Raw genomic sequence first — 19,610 nt, 5'->3', positions numbered from 1 at the left:
ACCGTTGTCGGCAAGAGTATCCGCGCCATGCCCCCCTGTCAAAAAGCAGCTTTGCACCTGCAAAAAATTCACCTGTCGGGTGGCTGCTATCACAGGGGTTTCATGCTAAATTGCCGCTATCGAACATTTTCCTGATGTGATTGACGGCTGTCCCACCCAGTGCGCACAACAGGATTTCTGGCGAACCATCCTGTAAGTCACCATATTTACAGGAAATTCAGCCTTTATCTGTATCAGTATTCTTATCTGTGGGGTTTATGAACGTGACTGAGTTGAATTCCGTAAAGCGCCCGCGTCCTGTGGTGCTGTGCATTCTGGACGGCTGGGGATATCGTGAAGAAACCAAGGACAACGCTGTTGCCTTGGCCAACACGCCTGTCTGGGATGAACTTTATGCTACCTATCCAACCGGTTTTTTAAAGGCCTGTGGTCTGGATGTTGGCCTGCCCGAGGGTCAGATGGGCAATTCGGAAGTCGGTCACATGAACCTGGGGGCTGGTCGTGTTGTCATGCAGGAGTTGCCCAAAATTGACGAAGCCGTCAAAACCGGTTCCATCGCCAACACCGATGCGGTCAAAAAAGTCATCGCCAAACTGACCGACAGCAAAGGCGTTTGCCACATCGCAGGTCTCCTGTCGGACGGTGGGGTTCATTCCCATCAGGTCCATATGGCGGCCTTGGCAAAGATTATTGCGAGGGCTGGGATTCCAGTCAAAATCCATGCATATCTTGATGGGCGCGATACCGCACCTAAAAGTGCCGCCAAGTTCCTTGAGAAATTCCGCGCCCTTCTTGGCGATGCCAATGTTGAAATTGCCACGGTGACCGGTCGCTATTACGCGATGGACCGTGACAATCGCTGGGAACGTGTCAGTCAGGCCTATTTTGCAATGGTGCAGGGCAAAAATTACGCAGATGGCCACACCGCGCAAAGTGCCGAAGCTGCGATTAAGGCCGCATATGACGCCGACACCACCGATGAGTTTGTCCTGCCGACTGTGATTGGTGATTTTGACGGAATCAAGGATGGTGATGGTCTGTTGATGACCAATTTCCGTGCGGACCGCGCGCGTGAAATTCTGGCCGCCCTCTGTGCGCCGGAATTTGACGGGTTTGATCGTGGCACGCCGGTCAACTTCGCCGTTGCCGCGGGTATGGTCGAATATTCATCGGCCCATGCGGCCTATATGGATGCGATTTACCCGCCACAGGTTCTGCCAAATATCTTTGGCGAAGTCGTTTCCAAGGCGGGGCTCAAACAGCTCCGCATTGCGGAAACCGAAAAATATCCGCATGTATCGTTCTTCTTTAACGGCGGTGAAGAACAGGTATTTGAGGGCGAAGACCGCATTCTGGTGGCATCGCCTAAGGTCGCAACCTATGACCTCCAACCTGAAATGTCCGCCCCGGAAGTAACCGAAAAACTGGTTGCCGCAATCAAGGCAGAAACCTATGACGCGATTATCCTCAATTTCGCCAATCCCGATATGGTTGGCCATAGCGGCATTCTGAGCGCCGCGATGAAAGCCGCCGAAGCGGTCGACACCTGCCTTGGGCAAGTAATTGACGCGATCAAATCGGTTGGCGGGGTTGCGTTTGTGACCGCCGACCACGGCAATTGCGAAGTCATGGTCAACCCGGAAACCGGCGAACCACACACCGCCCATACGCTTAATCTGGTGCCGACCATTCTTGTTAACGGTCCAGAAGGGGTAACGCTTGAAAATGGGCGTCTTGCCGATGTCGCACCGACATTGCTGCAACTGCTTGGTGTTGCCCAACCTGATGAGATGACCGGCACGCCCTTGCTTAAGGGTCTGAAAGGACATGATGCGCTTCTTGCGAGCTAAGACAGCTTCAAAGATGTCCCTGCCTGCGCTGGCTGCTTTTGCAGTTCTGGTTGCAGGCGGGGCAGCGCCTTCTTTTGCCCAATCGCTGCAAAAGGTTGATCGTAAACTTGATCAGCTTGAAAATCAGCTTTCCGAACAGCAAAAACAGGAAGAATTCCTGTCGCGTAAATCGCGTGAGTTGTGGACCGAAGAACAAGCCCTGCAATCCGAAGCCATTTCGGTTGCACGCCGCACCCAGCGGCTTGAAACGACCCTGACCGACCTTGAAGACCAGCTCGAAACGCTTGAGGCACGTGAAAAACGTGCCAATACCAGCCTAGAAGACAAGGCCGGGCAATATGCCCGCATTCTGATGGCGCTTCAGCGGCTTTCAACCACCCCGCCCGAGGCCGTGATTGCGCTGCCAACATCGCCGCAAGATACGCTGCGGTCTGCGGTTCTGTTAAAGGCCGCCCTGCCCGGTGTTGAACAGCATGCCCGTGATTTGCGCAACGAACTGCATGACATCTCGACATTGCGCGCTGACATCCGCGACCGCCGTGAAGAAATGGCAACGGCAACCGCCGCACTACAACAAGAACGCGGATCCCTTGCCGCGTTACTTGATGAAAAACGCCGTTTACGGTCGGAAACTGAGGCAGAAGCCCGCGAAGCCGCCAAAGCCGTCAGCAAGCTTGCCGACGAGGCAAAGTCACTTGGTGACCTGTTGGCGACCTTGCGTACACGCGCCGAAGGGCTGCCGATACCACGCATGCGCCCGGACGAGCAGATCAAACAACAGCCCGAACCACAATTAGCCAAGCGCACCGAACCCGATAGTGATACGCTGGGCTCCTCGACAATTGCGAAAAATGAACCACCCAAACCACCCGCCGAAAAGGGCAATGCCTCCAGTGCGGAAAGTGCGGATGACGAAAAGTTTGCGGTTGGCAGTTCCATCACATTGGCGCGCGGCCATTTGCGCATGCCCGTCAGTGGCAAAGTCGTCACACTGTTTGGTGAAAAATCACGTGGGCCCGACGGTTTAACCGTCGCCCGGTCGAAGGGGATCGAGATCAGCACACGCGAAAATGCGCAGGTTGTCTCCCCTTTTGACGGTAAAGTTGTCTTTTCTGGTCCTTTCCGCGGTTACGGTCGCCTCTTGATTATCGAACACGGCGAAGGATACCATAGTCTTATCGCCGGTTTTGATCGGCTCGACAGTGTGGTAGGACAATATGTGTTGGCTGGCGAACCTGTTGGTATTATGGGTGAAACTGCGCCAAAACTGTATCTGGAGATGCGTCAGGACGGAGAAGCGATTAATCCGCTTCCGTGGCTGGCCTCGAAAAACGGCAAGGTAAGTGGATGAAAACCTCTCGATTGGCAGTACTCGCTCTCGCGACCGGCATGACTTTCGGCCTTGCGTCGCCTAGTTTGGCGCAGTCTTCAAGCTCCTCGGCCGAGACCTATCGCCTGTTGAACCTGTTTGGCGATGTTTTTGAACAGGTCAAAACAAAATATGTCGAAAAAGTCGATGATAAGCAGCTTATAGAAGCCGCTATCAACGGCATGCTGACATCTCTTGATCCGCATTCCTCTTATCTGAACATGGATAATTTCGAGGAAATGCAGGTCAACACGCGCGGCGAGTTCGGCGGGCTTGGCATCGAAGTCACGATGGAAGAAGGCTTTGTCAAAGTCATCTCGCCAATCTATGACACGCCTGCTGAGAAGGCCGGTCTGCAGCCGGGCGATTTCATCACCCATATTGATGGTACCGCCATCCGTGGTAAAACACTGAACGATGCCGTCGAGATGATGCGTGGCAAGGTCAATACCGACATCATTCTGACCATCATCCGCAAGGGTGAACAGGCCCCGTTCGATGTCACCCTGACCCGGGCCGTGATCAAAATCCAATCGGTCCGCGCCGAAGTCAAAGAAGAGATCGGCTATATCCGGATCACCAAGTTTAACGAACAAACCTTTAGCGGACTGCAGCGCGCCATTGGCGACATGCGCGATCAGATCGGCCCTGAAATCAAGGGACTGGTGATTGACATGCGCAACAATCCGGGCGGTTTGCTTGATCAGGCAATTTCGGTTTCCGATGCGTTTCTTGATAAGGGTGAAATTGTCTCTACCCGTCCGCGCGACACGGAAAACACCGAACGCTATAACGCCCGCACTGGCGATCTGGCCGAGGGCCTACCGATGGTTGTTCTGATCAATGACGGGTCTGCTTCGGCATCTGAAATTGTTGCCGGTGCGCTCCAGGATCATCGCCGTGCCGTGATCATGGGCACACGCAGCTTTGGCAAGGGATCGGTGCAAACCATCCTGCCGATGCCGGGCAACGTCGCCCTTCGTCTGACGACAGCGCGCTATTACACCCCGTCTGGAAAATCCATTCAGGAAGTCGGTATCGTACCTGACATCATCGTCCCGCAGGCCCGCGTCGAAAGCATCGAAAGCGATGTACGTCGCTCCGAAGCATCGCTCAGTGGCGCATTGCGCAATGAAGATGAAGGCACCTCAGATGCGGAAAAGGATGCAAATTCCCGCCGCGATGATGCCGAACAGCTTGCGATTGACGATTATCAGCTGTCGCGTGCGCTGGACATGATTAGGGGCATTTCCCTGTTTGGTCCGCGCCCGCAAGGTTAAGGACCAAAACGGCATCGTGAGAGACTGACAAGTCGTGTTCAGGAAAATCCTAAATTCTTTGCCGTTCGGTAAGAAAAAGAACGGCGATTTCGACGAGGACGTGGCCGATGATATGGCTGATGACCTCGACGATGGGATGAACGACGCCATGTCGGATGCGGATAACGCCGCATCCGACGGCGTTGACGAAGACGACCTTCTGTTCAGCGAATTGCCGATTGAAGTTCAGGTCAAGAAAATGCCAAAGCGCCCGAAATCGCGGCGCAGCTGGCTGTCTAAACTTCTGATCATCACGCTTTTCATATTCCCGTTTGGCGCAACAGCTGTTGCCATGATCCCGGTTCTTGATCCTGAAACCGGATGGCGCCTGTTCCATCTTGGCGGTCCCAAGGCCACCGTTGCAGTGCCTGGATCCGAACGTGAACTTCAGGAAGAAATTTCGCGCGGCGTTCAGGATGTTCAGGATCGTGATCGCGCAGCCCAAGACGCAACCGCGCCAGACGGCACACCTGAAAACGGACAAACTTCAGACGATATCGCCAATCAGCTCGAGGGTGTGTCTGATTTGATCGGCGCTCCCAACCAAGATGGCACTACAGGCGACAGTACGCAGCCAACCCCCGAAGAACTCGCGGCCCTGATCGCAGAAGAAGGCGCAATTGACGATCCGATTGAACCTGATCCCTTGCGCCCGGCCCCTGTGCCTGGCCTTGACGAAGAAGGAAGCTTTGGCCGAATTCCACGGATTGGGGATGATGGGACAACCCCGTTTGACGCCTATAAACGTCCCTTTGAAACCGTCGAGAATCAGCCTTATGTCGCCATCATCCTGACCGGTGTGGGTTTGAATACAGCCCGTACAGAGGCTGCCATCAATGATCTGCCACTGAACATCTCTTTGGGGATTTCACCCTATGCCCGCGACATTGCCAAGGTCGCAATGGATGCACGCGCCATGGGCCATGAAGTCTTCTTGCAAGTGCCGATGGAACCCAATGATTTCCCGCTTTCCGATCCGGGACCACGTGCGCTTCTGACCTCCTTGTCGGAGGGGGAAAACCTTGTTCGGCTTGAATGGTTGCTGGCCCGGTTCCCGGGGTACGCCGGACTTGTCAGCCATCAGGGATCAAAGTTTGGCAGCATGGATAGCGCCATCCGTCCGGTGCTTGAAATCATCACCCGGTCGGGTCTGATGTATGTCGAAGGATCCAACAGCGGCATCGCAAGCTATGGCGCGCAACTGGCCGCAAATGCCAGTTCTCCAAATGCCGTTGGCAACATCGTGATTGATGACGTTCCCAGCCGTCGCGAAATTGATGCTCGGTTAAATGAACTTGTTGAACTGGCCAAACGCAATGGTGCAGCCATCGGCTTTGCCCAATCCTACCCTGTCACCATTCAGCGGCTTAAAAACTGGGCTTTCAGATTACGTCGGCAAGGCGTTGTTCTCGCGCCTGTAAGTGCCCTTGCAAACCGTCAGGTCACCGCCCAGTCCGCCGACGAAGCCGAAGCCGCAAGGCGTCAGGCCGAACAACTGGAAAACGAAGCTGCCGCCGCGCAAGAAAATGGCGACGGATCTGCCGAACCAACCAACACCATTGAAAACTAGCTGGAAAAAGTGCCAGTCTTGTCTGGTACTTCCGTAGTCAGGAGCCATCATGGCGCGTAAGATCAAAACCACCACCCCGGCAACCGACATGGATACCCCAACACCCAACACCCCAAAGGTTCAGGCCGAAGACCTGCCCTATCGACCCTGTGTCGGCATTGCCCTTTTTAATGCCGACGGTCTGGTCTGGATGGGCAACAGGCTTGGATTTGAAGGGGCTTGGCAACTGCCCCAAGGCGGGATTGATGACGGCGAAACTGCCCTTGATGCCGCCATGCGCGAACTTAAAGAAGAAATCGGCACCGATAAGGCTCAAGTCGTTGCTGAAACGCCAGACTGGTTGACCTACGACCTGCCGGACCATTTGATCGGCAAGGCGTTCAAGGGTGCCTATCGCGGCCAAAAACAAAAATGGTTCGCCATGCGCTTTACCGGCAAAGACAAACACATCAAGATTGATGTGCCAAATCCTGAATTTGATGCGTGGCGCTGGACGGATTTTGTCACTTTGCCCGACCTGATTGTACCGTTCAAACGACCGGTTTATTTGCAAATTGCTGAGTCATTTCGTGATGTACCGCAAAGAATTCGTGAAATGAAGGGTCTATAACCCCACCATCGCGGCTTGATTGCGACGTGTTTTTCACCCAATTTCATGACATACAAAATACCAGTGGTTTAGAGGAGTTCCAACATGGGTACGGATCGGGTTATCTTTGGTGTTCTGACCATCGTGGTCGGCATTTTCGGCCTGTTTTATGCGTCGGGTTCGCATGACGGTTATTCTTATTTTGTCGGTCTGGCCCTGTTTATTGGTGCTGTCTTGTTCATGTTCCACCTGATCAAAGGCCATTATGATCAGCTTGAAGAAGCCGACCACGCGTAATCAGCATACAAACCCTTGCAACTAACAGGTTTCAATCCGGGTCGATGCGCGTTAGGGATAGTCTATGAGCAATACACATTGGGATCCCGCCCGTTACGGTTTGTTTGGCAATGAACGCCAACGACCGGCCATCGACCTGATTGCCCGCTTACCCAAAGCGGCCGACGGATTTTCACCGCGTCACATCGTTGATCTGGGCTGCGGCCCGGGCAATGTCACCGCATTGCTGGCGGCCGCCTATCCGGGCACCGCAACCGATACCGTTAAAATTGTCGGGGTTGATTCATCTGATGAAATGATCGACACCGCCCAAAAGCGCGACGAAAACATCGACTGGCAAAAGGGTGATATCGCCAGTTGGGAACCAGAAGAGAAAGTCGACCTTCTGTTTTCCAATGCCGCCCTTCATTGGGTGCCCGATCATTCAAAACTGTTTCCACGTCTTTTAAGTTTCGTGCGCCCCGGCGGGTTACTGGCCATTCAGGTCCCCAATAATTTCCTTGCTCCCAGCCATCAGTTGATCGGCGAAGCCGGTCTTGATTGGCCAAAGGAAGTGGCCAAGGCCATGCATGCCGCACGCATCATGCGCCCCGGCGATTATTTTGATGCGATAGCACCTGAATGTGACGACATTGATCTTTGGCAAACCCAATATTGCCATGTGCTGACCGGCGAGGACCCGGTGCACAACTGGGTCAGTTCAACCACACTGCGTCCGGTAATGGCGGCCCTGCCCGATGATGAAGCCCGCGCAAAATTTACCGAAAAATACAAGGCACGGCTGTCTCAGGTTTATCCCCCGCGCGATGATGGCCGCACCCTGTTTCCATTCAACCGGCTTTTCATGATTGCGCGCAAACGCCCGGCATAAATCCGACCATAACGCCAACTGCTGACAGGAACATTCATATGGCTGACTTTCGCGAACATTTCGTCAAAGCTTGCGGCTATGAAATGCATGTCAGAAGCTGGGGCGATCCGTCGAAACGCCCCCTGATCATGAGCCACGGCCTTGCCCGTCTGGCAGATGATTTCGATCATGTCGCACCTCATTTTACCGATCAGTATTATGTGCTGTGCCCAACCATGATCGGACGGGGTTTTTCAAGCTGGGCAAAGAACCCCGATCAGGAATACACCGTCCCGTTTTATGTCGCCCAGACATTTGAGATGCTTGATCACTTCAATGTTGATACGTGCGACTGGATTGGCACATCAATGGGCGGGTTGATTGGCCTTTATGCCACCGCCGAAGTCGCCGGGCGCATTGAAAAGCTGGTTCTCAATGATATCGGCCCCGAACTGGATCAAGGTGCCGTTGACCGTATTAAATCCTACGTTGGTGCTGCACCGGAATTTGAAACAATCGACGAGGTCGAAAAGATCGTTCGGATGATCTATGCCCCATTCGGGGTCAAAGATGATGCAACCTGGTCGTTTTTGGCATCGCGTTCAGTTCGGCGTCTGCCCAATGGCAATTTCATGATGCATTACGATCCCGAAGTCATGCGCGTCTTTGCCGAACATATTGATTCTTTTGATGCATGGGACGTTTTTGATGCGCTTCCCTGCCCCGTTATGCTGATCAGCGGTGAACAATCCGACCTGATACCGCGTCGCATCGTCGACAAGATGAAACAAAAAAAACCACAAATGCCGATTTTCGCAGTAGCGAACTGCGGGCATGCTCCCCATTTGAATGACAGAGCACAAATAAACGCTATCAGGGCATTTTTGACCGGCCAGTCGCAATAGGCATTCTCAAACGAATGCCGCACCATACAAAACCCGGCCCAAATAGCCTGATGCCTGACTGTTCGCGAAACGTTGAGCCAAAATAATTAACGCCGCGAACAGATACATCGTTGGTATGGGACCGACACCGATCTTGCCCAAGTTGGCCAGCGTACAGGCTTTGTCCTGAGCCTCGCGTCGAATGTTGTGCTGTTTCTTACTGCTTGGGAACAAGCCGCATGACGAACCCGCATTTGTCGATCAACTGGCTGCTTGCAGCGCCGCTGGCCACCGTATTCGGATTTGGCCCGCTGGATACTGCCTATGCGCAGTCAACGACGACATCAACCATGACAGATGCCCCTTCGTCTTCGTCATCCTACCTTGTGCCGGGTGGCAATCTCATGTCAGGCATTTTACCCCCGGCTGGCCATAACAGTTTGGGGCGCTATATCTCCGGCCGCACAACATATGGCATCCAAATCAGCCCCGATGACACCAACAACACTGATGACGCCGGACAGGTCTGGCTTGAACTTAACGGGCAGACTACCGCCACAAACGGTATGAGTGCGCAAGTTGGCCTTGGCTATGCCCCAACCCCGGATGTCGGCATTGCCGTCGGCCCCTTTGTCGATCTCAGCGGTTCAAGGGCGGATAATTTCGGTGCGTATGAAGCCGGAAGCTATGAGCATCAAACGCGCTCATCGCGTATTATGCTCTCGGATGGCAGCAGCGGCTTTGATGATGCCGGGCTTGCCGCATCCTTATCCTTCATGCCGCTTGAAGACATCTGGATCGGGCTGCACGGCAGCGTATCGCACAGCCTGACACCTTCCCAAACGCATCAAGGCATGCTTGATGGCATTGATGCCATGCTGGGCCTGACCGCACGCTACCGGATCGAGTTTTGATCCATCTTCGCCGTTGTATCTTTTGGCCGATCAACCATCAAATACCTTGTTGCGTCACCTTGCTGTCCTGTATGACTCTTGGCAGGAAACACAGGGACATATAAACGCGCATGAGCACTCCGCACCAGCCCGAACAAGTCATCCTTGGCGCACCATTTGACGCCTGCAATGCGCTTGCTTCGGCCAAGAATGCCAATCTTTATCGCGCTGCCATGCGGCTTAGCCCGGAACGCCAGCGGTTCTTTTTGGCAAGTTACGCCTCCATGCGGGTAATTGACGATATTGTCGACGACGGTTTTCTCGAACTGCCAGACACCGAACGTCAATTCGACCGTGAAAACGTCCTTGCGACCCTTGATAACTGGCAAGCACAGATTGTTGCTTCCAAGGCTGACAAGGCCAATCCGCTACCTGAAACCGGCCCCCTTGACACGGATGTCTATGATGCGTTGCGTCAAACACTGGGGCGGAGCGATCTTGCAACCGATCCATGGATCGAACTTGCCGACGCCTTGCGCCGCGATATTGCCGAAGACCCGATGGATGAATGGGACGATTTCATTTCCTATTGCGAGGGGGCGACTGCCGCACCGGCATCGATTTTCGTTTATCTGCTGTCGGCACGGTATGATGAGGCAATTGGCTATACGTCGCCGCTGACGAATGCACCGCTGTATCATGCGCGCGACATGGCGATTTTCTGCTACATCATCCATATCCTGCGTGACCTTCCCGAAGACATCAAAGGCCCCGACCGCCTCGTCACCATCCCGTCCGAAGTTTTGATTGCGGCCGATATTACAATTGGTGAAATTCGCAACGCTATCGGTCAGGGCCGATATAGCGATCTTGATCTTCTGGGCTCGATCCTGATGGAACATGCTTGGGAACATTTTGAAACCGGTCAGGCCCGCTCTGGCGAATTGCTGTCCGTTCTTGATGCTGACGAAGCCGACACCCTGTCGCGCCTGTTTACGGTTTATATCGAACTGGGTGGGGCGATGATGGAAAATGGATATGCCGCGTTTCTGTCGGACCGCGACGAGATTATGCAAATCACAGCCCAAAGCAGCCTGCCGGACGTTAACGAACAATAAGACGGGCTGTTGGCTCGAATTCACAAAGAGGCTCGACCTTCGAGCAAACCTCAACCATGATGTTTTTCGCCACAATTTAGCAAAATAACGGCCGCAACGAATTTGACTTTGCCAAACTCGTCCCAAATGTCGGAAACCAGACTAAAAGAGCCAAAATTCACGAAAAGACTTCCCTGCGGCCTCTCTCTCGTTCGCAAAAGAGGTTAATTGATGTTTCCGTTGCTAAAAAAGGTGGAATCCTGGATCCGCAACCAATGGGTCGATGCTACTGTTGGCTTCATATTACTGTTCACCGCCCTGAATGATACCGGCGACACACTTTTTGATGATGTCATGTCTGGAAATGTTGGCACATCACATGGCGTACTTGTTTTGGGGCTGGCCCACATCATTCGATCAGTCCCGCCAGTTTTGCGGAGCATCGGGCTCATTTTCTATCAAGAAAAAGCTGAATGACCACGGCAAACAAGCCGGAACGCTCCTGATCAGGCCTTTTGCGCCGACTTTGCTTCTGTCGAGCAATGCTGCACCGCTTTGGGATGCAAAAGAAAACCCCGCCAAATTGGCGAGGTTTATCATTTTGGTGTTCTGTGGTGCGACAGGGTTAACCGCGCAGGGCCGCAACACCCGGAAGAACCTTGCCTTCCAGCCACTCAAGGAAAGCACCGCCAGCCGTCGAGACATAGGAAAATGCCTGATCAGAATTGGCATGGCGCAGGGCTGCAACCGTATCACCACCGCCAGCAACCGAAAGAAGTTTGCCTTCCTTGGTCAGTTTGGCGGCATGCTGCGCAACCGAAACGGTTGCCGTGTCAAACGGGGTGATTTCAAACGCACCCAGAGGCCCGTTCCACACCAGCGTTTCGCACGATTCCAGACGCTTATTCAGGTCTTCGATCGTTTTTGGACCGGCATCAAGGATCATACCGTCATCCGCAACATCATTGATGTCAGAAACATCATGCGGCGCATTGGCAGCAAATTCCTTGGCCACAAGACCATCGACCGGCAACACAATCTCGCAATTGGCGGCTTCGGCCTTTTTGAAAATTTCGCGTGCTGTTTCAAGAAGATCATGCTCGCACAGCGATTTACCAACATTGACACCCTTGGCGGCCAGGAACGTATTGGCCATGCCGCCGCCAATCACCAACTGATCAACCTTGGCAACCAGATTGCCCAAAAGATCAAGTTTGGTCGAAATCTTGGCACCACCAACAATCGCCATCACAGGATGTTTCGGCGCTTCAAGCGCCTCGCTCAATGCTTCGAGTTCGACCTGCATCAAACGACCTGCATAAGACGGCAACGCGCGTGCCAGTCCCTCGGTTGAAGCATGTGCACGGTGCGCGCATGAAAAGGCATCATTGACATAAATATCGCCAAGCTTGGCCAGTTCGGCGGCAAATGCCGGATCGTTTTTTTCTTCTTCTGCGTGATAGCGCAGGTTTTCCAAAAGGGCGATCTCACCGTTTTCAAGACTGTTCACAACACCAGCTGCCATATCACCAATGCAATCATCAGCAAACTTCACCGGACGACCAAGTTGTTTGGCAAGTGCCTCTGCGACCGGTTTGAGCGACATTTCCGGTACACGTACACCTTTCGGACGGCCAAAATGGGTGATCACAACCAGTTTCGCACCGGCATCGGCCAGTTCGATCAGCCCGGGAACGGTTCGGTCGATACGGGTCGTATCCCCGACAACACCGTCTTTCATCGGGACGTTAAGATCAGCGCGCAGCAAAACGCGCTTGCCAGCGACATTGACACCGTCAAGCGTATTAAAGTCAGCCATTATCTGAACCTGCTTTTGAGTTTTACAAAAGACGGGATGGGGGATGTCCCGACATGGATTGGACCAAATCCTGATGCGCCCTGTTTTGCCCGATCAGCACAACCGACGCAAGGCCAGATGGGGTCCATAAGAATACCTGTCAAAAAACCGGCCTTCACAATTCGTGTGGGCCGGTTATCGAAACCTGATCAGTGATGGGCCAAAAGCGACGCATGCACAAAGCCCGAAAAACTGGTCGCAACCGGCCCGGTCATCAAAACATGATCATCGGGCAGCCATTCGATGGTTAAATTGCCACCATCCAGAATGATTTCGGTTTTGCGCCCGGTCAATCCACGTCGTGCCGCAGCAACACCGGCGGCACATGCCCCCGTGCCGCACGCGCGTGTCACACCGACACCGCGTTCCCAGACCCGCATGCGCAACTGGTTTTCACCAATGATGCTGCATACTTCGATGTTCGCCCGTTCCGGGAACATTTCATGATGCTCAAGAACCGGACCAAGCTTTTCAATATCAATCGCCTCGGCATCATCGACAAAGAAAACAGCGTGCGGATTACCAACATTTACCCCGACCGGGTCCGAAAGCGGCCCCAGCGACAGCGGAATATGGTTGCTATCAACCGCACTGCCCAACGGAATATCGCGCCAGTCCAGTTTGACCTGTCCCATATCAACCGTGATCTGCCCATCTGCCAAACCATTGGCATCAAGCAACCCAACCACGGTTTCGATGATCACGTCTTTGCGGCCAAGTTCACCCATCACAATATTGGCGACACAACGCGCCGCATTGCCACAGGCCTCGACCTCGCCGCCATCATTGTTGCGGATGCGCATAAACGCATCGGCCAGCTCGTCACGAGCGGGCTCAATAACAATCAACTGATCACAGCCAACACCGGTTTTACGATCCGCGATACGGGCAGCGGTTGCGTGATCAAGATCGAGCACAGCGGGATCACGTCGTCCGTCAAAGACAACGAAATCATTTCCAAGACCATGCATTTTGACAAAAGGAATACCGTTCATACCTGCCTTATAATCATGATTTCACCCTGCGTCCACATGCGGCTTATCACGACATATAAGCGCCCCACCTGTTGGTCAGGCAGAGATTGCCGGCTTGAAAGGTGTCGCTGGTGCGCAATAGCGTACTTTGCGCGGTGTGAAACCGGCCGCCTTGAAATAATCGCGTTGGCGTTTGTCCATTTCACCAAGCGAGACATAAACATTCCCACATTGATGTTCCGCTGCCAATCGGGTCATGGCTTCGCGCATGGCATCGAGCACATAGGGCCGTGAAACAATTTCCACCGTCATCACATTATCAAGATGAAGAACACGACCATCGGCCATGTCATCATGCACCTGATAGGAAAACAGCCCGTGGATATACCCACGCTCGTTAGCAACCACGATAATACCGCGCGACCGCAGCCAAAGAATGTCTTCGCATCCCTCGCCGGGCACGATCTCGGACGTGGGTGAACAACATTCGGCGACGAATTCACACCACCGATCAAACGTCAGATCAGCCTGCAACATCTGCACCAGCGGATACGTCATGTCGGCTGTGTGCGATGTAAGGGGACGTGCGTAATATGTTGCTGCCATGGCCCTAATCCTTGGGAATTTTCCCGATCATGGCGCAAATAATTCGGCCCAACCTTGATGTGCATCAACACCTTTGCCCGGCCAACCGCGCATAAACACTCTCAGCACTGAAGAGTCCTTAAATATGCAGGCCCATATTTTCTTATGATTGAGTAGCAGGAAGGTTTTAAGCGCATACATTGATGCACATCAATGGCGTGACCATCACAATCCCGCATAATCGCTCAAGACTTAAGAAAACCTCGCCTGTGACGATGTCGCCCATCCGGGACGACACCGTATGGGTGGGGCTTTTGGTGCAGGGGAATGGCAGCTTGTAAGCAGCATGCCGTTCACCGGGACAGATTGGAACCGGCCAGCCAAAGGTTGACCAGTTCCCCGAATACCTTGAACGGGAGTCGAGCATGAGCCAGGGGAGCATGGCACAGACAGCACCATCATCTGTTGCTGTTAATTACAATATGGACGTTGTGCGCTGGGGCGCACTGGCGACCGTATTTTGGGGTGTGATTGGTTTTTTGGTGGGCGATGTTCTCGCCTGGCAATTGGCGTTTCCGGCCCTCAACTTCGATATAGAATATCTCAACTTCGGGCGTTTGCGCCCGTTGCACACGTCTGCGGTGATTTTTGCCTTTGGCGGCAATGCGCTGTTGGCGACGTCATTCTATGTGGTTCAACGGACCTGCCGCGCCTCGCTTTATGGCGGAAAGGCGCTTCCGGCATTTGTATTCTGGGGATATCAGCTCTTTATCGTCATGGCGGCAATCGGCTATGTCACGGGCGTTACTCAGGGTCGTGAATATGCTGAACCAGAATGGTTTGTCGATCTTTGGCTGACCATCGTTTGGGTGTGCTATCTGGCTGTGTTTGTCGGCACGCTGCTCAAACGTCGCGAGCCGCATATTTATGTCGCGAACTGGTTCTATCTGGCATTCATCGTCACGATTGCGATGCTCCATCTGGGCAACAACCTTGCGATTCCGGTTTCGCTGTTTGGCACCAAATCCTATTCGATGTTTTCCGGCGTGCAGGATGCCTTGACCCAGTGGTGGTACGGCCATAACGCGGTTGGTTTCTTCCTGACGGCTGGCTTCCTTGGCATGATGTATTACTTCATCCCCAAACGTGCCGAACGTCCGGTCTATTCATACCGTCTGTCGATCATTCACTTCTGGGCGCTGATCTTCCTCTATATCTGGGCCGGTCCGCATCACTTGCATTACACCGCCCTTCCTGACTGGGCGCAGACCCTTGGCATGACCTTCTCGATCATGTTGTGGATGCCATCCTGGGGTGGAATGATCAACGGGTTGATGACCCTTTCAGGTGCATGGGACAAACTGCGCACTGATCCGGTCTTGCGGTTCATGGTGGCGGCTGTTGGCTTCTATGGCATGTCAACCTTCGAAGGTCCGGTTATGTCGATCAAGGCGGTTAACGGCCTGTCGCATTATACCGACTGGACCATTGGTCACGTGCATTCCGGCGCACTTGGCTGGGTCGCATTCGTATCCTTTGGGGCGATCTATCATTTGATCCCGGTCCTTTGGAACCGTGAACGCCTTTATTCCATGCGTCTTGTATCGCATCACTTCTGGCTCGGTACCATTGGCATCGTTCTTTACATCACCTCGATGTGGGTATCGGGGATCATGCAGGGTCTGATGTGGCGTGCTTACGATGAACTTGGCTTCCTTCAGTATTCCTTCATCGAAACGGTCGAGGCGATGCATCCCTACTACATCATTCGTGCAACCGGTGGGCTGCTGTTCCTGCTCGGCTCGTTCCTGATGGTCTGGAACGTTTACAAAACGATCCGTGGCGATCTGCGCAACGAAGCACCGATTGGCACACCCGCAACCGTTGCGGCCGAATAAGGGGGACGAAACATGCTTCTTAAGAAACACCATATTGTTGAAAAGAACGTCTTCGTTCTGATCCTTGGCATTTTCCTGACCATCATCATTGGCGGCATTGTCGAAATTGTGCCGCTGTTTACGATGGAACAGACCATTGAAAAAGTCGAAGGGGTGCGACCCTATTCGCCGCTCGAACAGGCGGGTCGCAACATCTATCTCCGCGAAGGGTGCTACAATTGCCATTCCCAGCAGATCCGTCCGTTCCGTGACGAGGTCGAACGCTATGGCCATTACAGCCTTGCGGCCGAATCGATGTATGACCATCCGTTCCAGTGGGGGTCAAAACGAACCGGTCCCGATCTGGCCCGTGTCGGTGCGAAATATTCCAATGCCTGGCATGTCGCCCATATGACCGATCCGCGTTCTGTGGTTCCGGAATCGATCATGCCGGGCTACCCGTTCCTTGCGAACCGTGCCTTGGAATTCGATGACGCCAAGGCGCATCTCGAAACGCTCAAAATGGTTGGGGTTCCCTATACCGACGAGATGATCGAGGCCGCCAAGGCAGACCTTTACCTGCAAGCAAGCGAGGACGCCGCCTATGACGACGATTTCCTTGCACGCTATCCGAAGGCGGCGACGGGTGATTTTGACGGAAATCCGCAAAAACTGACCGAGATGGATGCGCTGATTGCGTATCTGCAGGTGTTGGGCCGGATGGTCGACTTTACCACTTACAACCCGCAAATGAACCTGCGCTAGGGGAAGGAAAAGTCATGGAATTCTTTACGCAACTTGCTGACTTTTTCCGCCCTCTCTGGGGTTTGTGGCTGATGCTGCTGTTTAGCGCGATTATTGCCTGGGTCATGTGGCCAAGCAAAAAACGCAACAAAGACATGGAAGCGCATGCCCAGATTCCCTTGCGGGATCAGGATTAAGGGGAGAACAGAGCAATGCCGACAAACGTCGAAAAAGACCAAGTATCCGGGCGTGAAACAACCGGCCACGAATGGGATGGCATCAAGGAGCTGAATACGCCCCTGCCATCCTGGTGGGTTTACGTTTTCTGGGTCACCATCATCTGGTCTGTTGGCTATTGGGTTGTTTACCCATCATGGCCAACCGCGACCGACTATCTCAAGGGGACGTTTGGCACGACCAACCGCACCCAACTGCACGAAACCATGGCCAATGTTGCTGCCGAACGCGCCCCTTACATGGAACGTCTGGCTGCACTTGATGTCAGTGAAGTTGTCAATGATCCGGAACTTCTGAATTTCTCGATGGCCGGGGGTAAGGCAATCTTTGCTGATAACTGCGCGCCCTGTCATGGCACCGGTGGATCGGGCAATCCCGGTTTCCCGTCGCTTCAGGATGATGCATGGCTTTGGGGCGGTTCGCTTGATGCGATCAATGAAACGCTTCATGTCGGCATTCGCTGGGATGCAAACGAAGATACCCGCCTTAACGACATGCCTGCCTTTGGCCGTGATGGATTGCTTGAACGCGAAGACATCAACGACGTCGTGCAGTTTGTCATGGGCTATTCCAATCGGGCGACCGACGGGGATGCCGCCCAGCGTGGTGCGATTGTTTTTGAAGAAAACTGTGCTGCCTGTCATGGCGACAACGGCAAAGGTATTCAGGAACTCGGCGCGCCAAACCTAACCGACGCCATCTGGCTATATGGCGGCGATCAGGCAACCCTGACGGACACCGTGACAAATTCCAGGCGCGGCGTGATGCCGGCCTGGGGCGACCGACTGGACGAAGAAACCATCAAAATGCTGACCGTTTATGTCCACTCCCTTGGGGGTGGTCAGTAAGGCCCTCGCAAATAGAAAGCCCGTCGCCCCGTCACGTAAATGATCCTGTCAGCAATTGACGTGCATCATGGTGACAGCGGCGGGCTTTTTGTACTTTCAGTCTAAGATTTGAATAATTCGAGCCTGCCCCACAAAGCTGTCAGACACATCAAATGTGATGGCAGCGCCGCCGCAGAGCCCGGCTGGTGGTTCCACCACAGAGAGCAGTCGAAGTTGTGCGGCGTAAAATTCAGGTAGCGAACATGGCCATGTCCGATTTGCAGCATCCCGACCCCACCACGATCGCCACCGACGGTGAAGATGATCGTGACCAACCGCTTTATAAAACCCGCGACAAGGTCTACCCCAAACGTGTTTCCGGGTATTTCCGGAACCTCAAATGGTTTGCCCTGATTGCCCTTTTGGCAATCTACTGGGTTGTCCCGTGGCTGCGCTGGGATCGCGGGCCAACCGCCCCCGATCAGGCGGTTTTGATCGATATGGATCTGGGGCGCGCTTATTTCTTCTTTATCGAAATCTGGCCCCAGGAAGTCTATTACATCACCGGGCTTTTGATCCTGGCCGCCATCGGACTATTTTTGGCAACGTCACTGTTTGGTCGCATCTGGTGTGGCTATGGCTGCCCGCAAACAGTGTGGACCGATCTTTTCATGCTGGTCGAACGCCATATCCAAGGCGACCGCAATGCGCGTGTGCGTCTTGATAAATCAAAATGGACATTGGAAAAAATCTGGAAAATCGGCGCTACGCATTTGGCCTGGGTCGGCATTGCCATGGCAACCGGCGGCGCGTTTGTTTTGTATTTCAACGATGCGCCAACGGTTGTTGTCGATGTATTCACCGGCAATGCGTCTCTTGCGGTTTATGTCACCATCGCATCACTAACCTTTTCAACCTATCTTCTGGCTGGATGGGGCCGTGAGCAGGTCTGCACCTATATGTGCCCGTGGCCACGGTTCCAGTCTGCGATGCTCGATGATGAAAGCCTGATCGTCACCTACGAAGACTGGCGCGGCGAAACGCGCGGCCCGATCAAACGCAAAAACCTTGTCCGCGGCGAAGTCCCCGAAACCGGGCACTGCATTGATTGTCATGCCTGTGTCAATGTCTGCCCAACCGGAATTGATATTCGTGATGGTCTGCAGATGGAATGCATTGGCTGCGGGCTATGCATCGATGCCTGTAACGAGATGATGGACAAGGTCGGCTTCCCGCGCGATCTGGTCCGGTTTGAACTCGATCCAAAACACCCAGCTTCGCGCCGTGGGCAAAGCCACCCATACACGCCTCATACGTCCACGCACGATTTTCTATGCCGTCATTCTGACCCTTGTCGCATCGGTGATGATGTTTGGCTTGCTCAATCGTTCTGTCCTTGAGCTGAATGTCTTGCGTGATCGCAACCCGCTGTTTGTCCGTCTGTCGGACGGGGATGTACGCAACGGTTACACGATCAAGGTCCTGAACAAGGAACAGGCAACAAAAACCTATGCCCTGACGGTCACGGGCATCACCCCGACACAAATGCAGGTCATCGGACTTGAACCCAATCAGGACGGTAGTTTCGATCTTGATGTGGCACCCGACCGGGTGGGTAGTTTCCGCGTCTTTATTGCCGCTGCCCCCGACAGTCTGGACGGTGATGCAACCCCGTTTGAATTCAAAGTCACCGACCGAAAAGATGCCAATTCCATAACCTATGATACAGTATTTGCCGGCCCAAAGACCGCGCATTAGTGACACACCGCGTTCTTGGGCACAGGAGATAA

At 53.7% G+C, this 19,610-nt stretch carries 20 protein-coding genes; 17 read left to right on the top strand and 3 right to left on the bottom strand.

All coding sequences use genetic code 11. The features are described from left to right. Positions 1-257: 257 nt before the first annotated feature. From gpmI to AC0VXT_RS01955, 11 genes are all read left to right on the top strand, one after another. Entirely contained in the window at positions 258-1,850 is a 1,593-nt protein-coding gene (gpmI, locus tag AC0VXT_RS02005; RefSeq protein ID WP_475547289.1) for a 2,3-bisphosphoglycerate-independent phosphoglycerate mutase, read from the top strand. A gap of 13 nt (positions 1,851-1,863) precedes the next feature. After that, complete coding sequence (locus tag AC0VXT_RS02000) at positions 1,864-3,201, top strand: murein hydrolase activator EnvC family protein (RefSeq protein WP_475547288.1); 1,338 nt, start codon at positions 1,864-1,866, stop codon at positions 3,199-3,201. After that, the gene (locus tag AC0VXT_RS01995) at positions 3,198-4,499 is read left to right on the top strand and encodes a S41 family peptidase (protein ID WP_475547287.1); all 1,302 of its coding nucleotides are present in this window, start codon (positions 3,198-3,200) and stop codon (positions 4,497-4,499) included. The genes AC0VXT_RS02000 and AC0VXT_RS01995 overlap by 4 nt, the downstream gene beginning before the upstream one ends. 34 nt (positions 4,500-4,533) lie before the next feature. Further along, the gene (locus AC0VXT_RS01990) at positions 4,534-6,108 is read left to right on the top strand and encodes a divergent polysaccharide deacetylase family protein (RefSeq protein ID WP_475547286.1); all 1,575 of its coding nucleotides are present in this window, start codon (positions 4,534-4,536) and stop codon (positions 6,106-6,108) included. Between the two features lie 49 nt (positions 6,109-6,157). After that, positions 6,158-6,718 carry an RNA pyrophosphohydrolase gene (locus AC0VXT_RS01985; RefSeq protein WP_475547285.1) on the top strand — a complete coding sequence of 187 codons (561 nt, stop codon included), beginning with the start codon at positions 6,158-6,160 and terminating at the stop codon, positions 6,716-6,718. 84 nt (positions 6,719-6,802) lie between these two features. Then, positions 6,803-6,994 (top strand): hypothetical protein, encoded by a 192-nt coding sequence (locus AC0VXT_RS01980; RefSeq protein ID WP_022731629.1) that lies wholly within the window; start codon positions 6,803-6,805, stop codon positions 6,992-6,994. A 64-nt stretch (positions 6,995-7,058) separates the two neighbouring features. Further along, positions 7,059-7,865, top strand: coding sequence for a methyltransferase domain-containing protein (locus AC0VXT_RS01975; protein ID WP_475547284.1), 807 nt, complete (start codon positions 7,059-7,061; stop codon positions 7,863-7,865). A gap of 38 nt (positions 7,866-7,903) precedes the next feature. After that, a complete protein-coding gene (locus AC0VXT_RS01970) occupies positions 7,904-8,749 on the top strand; it encodes an alpha/beta fold hydrolase (RefSeq protein WP_101303084.1) in 846 nt (281 codons plus the stop codon). A gap of 218 nt (positions 8,750-8,967) precedes the next feature. After that, complete coding sequence (locus AC0VXT_RS01965) at positions 8,968-9,642, top strand: hypothetical protein (RefSeq protein WP_475547283.1); 675 nt, start codon at positions 8,968-8,970, stop codon at positions 9,640-9,642. A 110-nt stretch (positions 9,643-9,752) separates the two neighbouring features. Then, positions 9,753-10,739: a squalene/phytoene synthase family protein gene (locus AC0VXT_RS01960; protein ID WP_475547282.1), complete on the top strand. Its 987-nt coding sequence runs from the start codon at positions 9,753-9,755 to the stop codon at positions 10,737-10,739. Between the two features lie 207 nt (positions 10,740-10,946). Next, a complete protein-coding gene (locus AC0VXT_RS01955) occupies positions 10,947-11,195 on the top strand; it encodes a hypothetical protein (protein ID WP_475547281.1) in 249 nt (82 codons plus the stop codon). 148 nt (positions 11,196-11,343) lie between these two features. Here AC0VXT_RS01955 and AC0VXT_RS01950 read toward each other — a convergent pair whose 3' ends face one another. From AC0VXT_RS01950 to AC0VXT_RS01940, 3 genes are all read right to left on the bottom strand, one after another. Next, positions 11,344-12,537: a phosphoglycerate kinase gene (locus AC0VXT_RS01950; protein ID WP_475547280.1), complete on the bottom strand. Its 1,194-nt coding sequence runs from the start codon at positions 12,535-12,537 to the stop codon at positions 11,344-11,346. Positions 12,538-12,725: 188 nt separating this feature from the next. Then, positions 12,726-13,571 (bottom strand): diaminopimelate epimerase, encoded by an 846-nt coding sequence (dapF, locus tag AC0VXT_RS01945; protein ID WP_022731637.1) that lies wholly within the window; start codon positions 13,569-13,571, stop codon positions 12,726-12,728. Positions 13,572-13,646: 75 nt separating this feature from the next. Next, complete coding sequence (locus AC0VXT_RS01940; RefSeq protein ID WP_475547279.1) at positions 13,647-14,156, bottom strand: hypothetical protein; 510 nt, start codon at positions 14,154-14,156, stop codon at positions 13,647-13,649. A gap of 419 nt (positions 14,157-14,575) precedes the next feature. On the opposite strand from AC0VXT_RS01940, the gene ccoN reads away from it, so the two are divergent. The 6 genes from ccoN to AC0VXT_RS01910 all read left to right on the top strand — a co-directional run bounded on the left by ccoN (position 14,576) and on the right by AC0VXT_RS01910 (position 19,578). Beyond that, positions 14,576-16,033, top strand: coding sequence for a cytochrome-c oxidase, cbb3-type subunit I (gene ccoN / locus AC0VXT_RS01935; RefSeq protein ID WP_022731639.1), 1,458 nt, complete (start codon positions 14,576-14,578; stop codon positions 16,031-16,033). A 12-nt stretch (positions 16,034-16,045) separates the two neighbouring features. Then, entirely contained in the window at positions 16,046-16,777 is a 732-nt protein-coding gene (gene ccoO, locus AC0VXT_RS01930; RefSeq protein WP_022731640.1) for a cytochrome-c oxidase, cbb3-type subunit II, read from the top strand. 14 nt (positions 16,778-16,791) lie between these two features. Then, entirely contained in the window at positions 16,792-16,953 is a 162-nt protein-coding gene (locus AC0VXT_RS01925) for a cbb3-type cytochrome c oxidase subunit 3 (protein ID WP_022731641.1), read from the top strand. Between the two features lie 15 nt (positions 16,954-16,968). After that, positions 16,969-17,841 carry a cytochrome-c oxidase, cbb3-type subunit III gene (ccoP, locus tag AC0VXT_RS01920; protein WP_475547278.1) on the top strand — a complete coding sequence of 291 codons (873 nt, stop codon included), beginning with the start codon at positions 16,969-16,971 and terminating at the stop codon, positions 17,839-17,841. A 242-nt stretch (positions 17,842-18,083) separates the two neighbouring features. Beyond that, a complete protein-coding gene (ccoG, locus tag AC0VXT_RS01915) occupies positions 18,084-19,220 on the top strand; it encodes a cytochrome c oxidase accessory protein CcoG (RefSeq protein WP_475547277.1) in 1,137 nt (378 codons plus the stop codon). Continuing rightward, positions 19,198-19,578 (top strand): FixG Ig-like domain-containing protein, encoded by a 381-nt coding sequence (locus AC0VXT_RS01910; RefSeq protein ID WP_475547276.1) that lies wholly within the window; start codon positions 19,198-19,200, stop codon positions 19,576-19,578. Before ccoG ends, AC0VXT_RS01910 begins: the two co-directional genes overlap by 23 nt. The last annotated feature ends 32 nt before the right edge of the window (positions 19,579-19,610 follow it).

It is taken from the genome of Thalassospira sp. Z349TD_5, from assembly GCF_056173045.1.
Note: the sequence above shows the minus strand (reverse complement) of the source record. Positions and strands in the feature narration are given on the sequence as shown.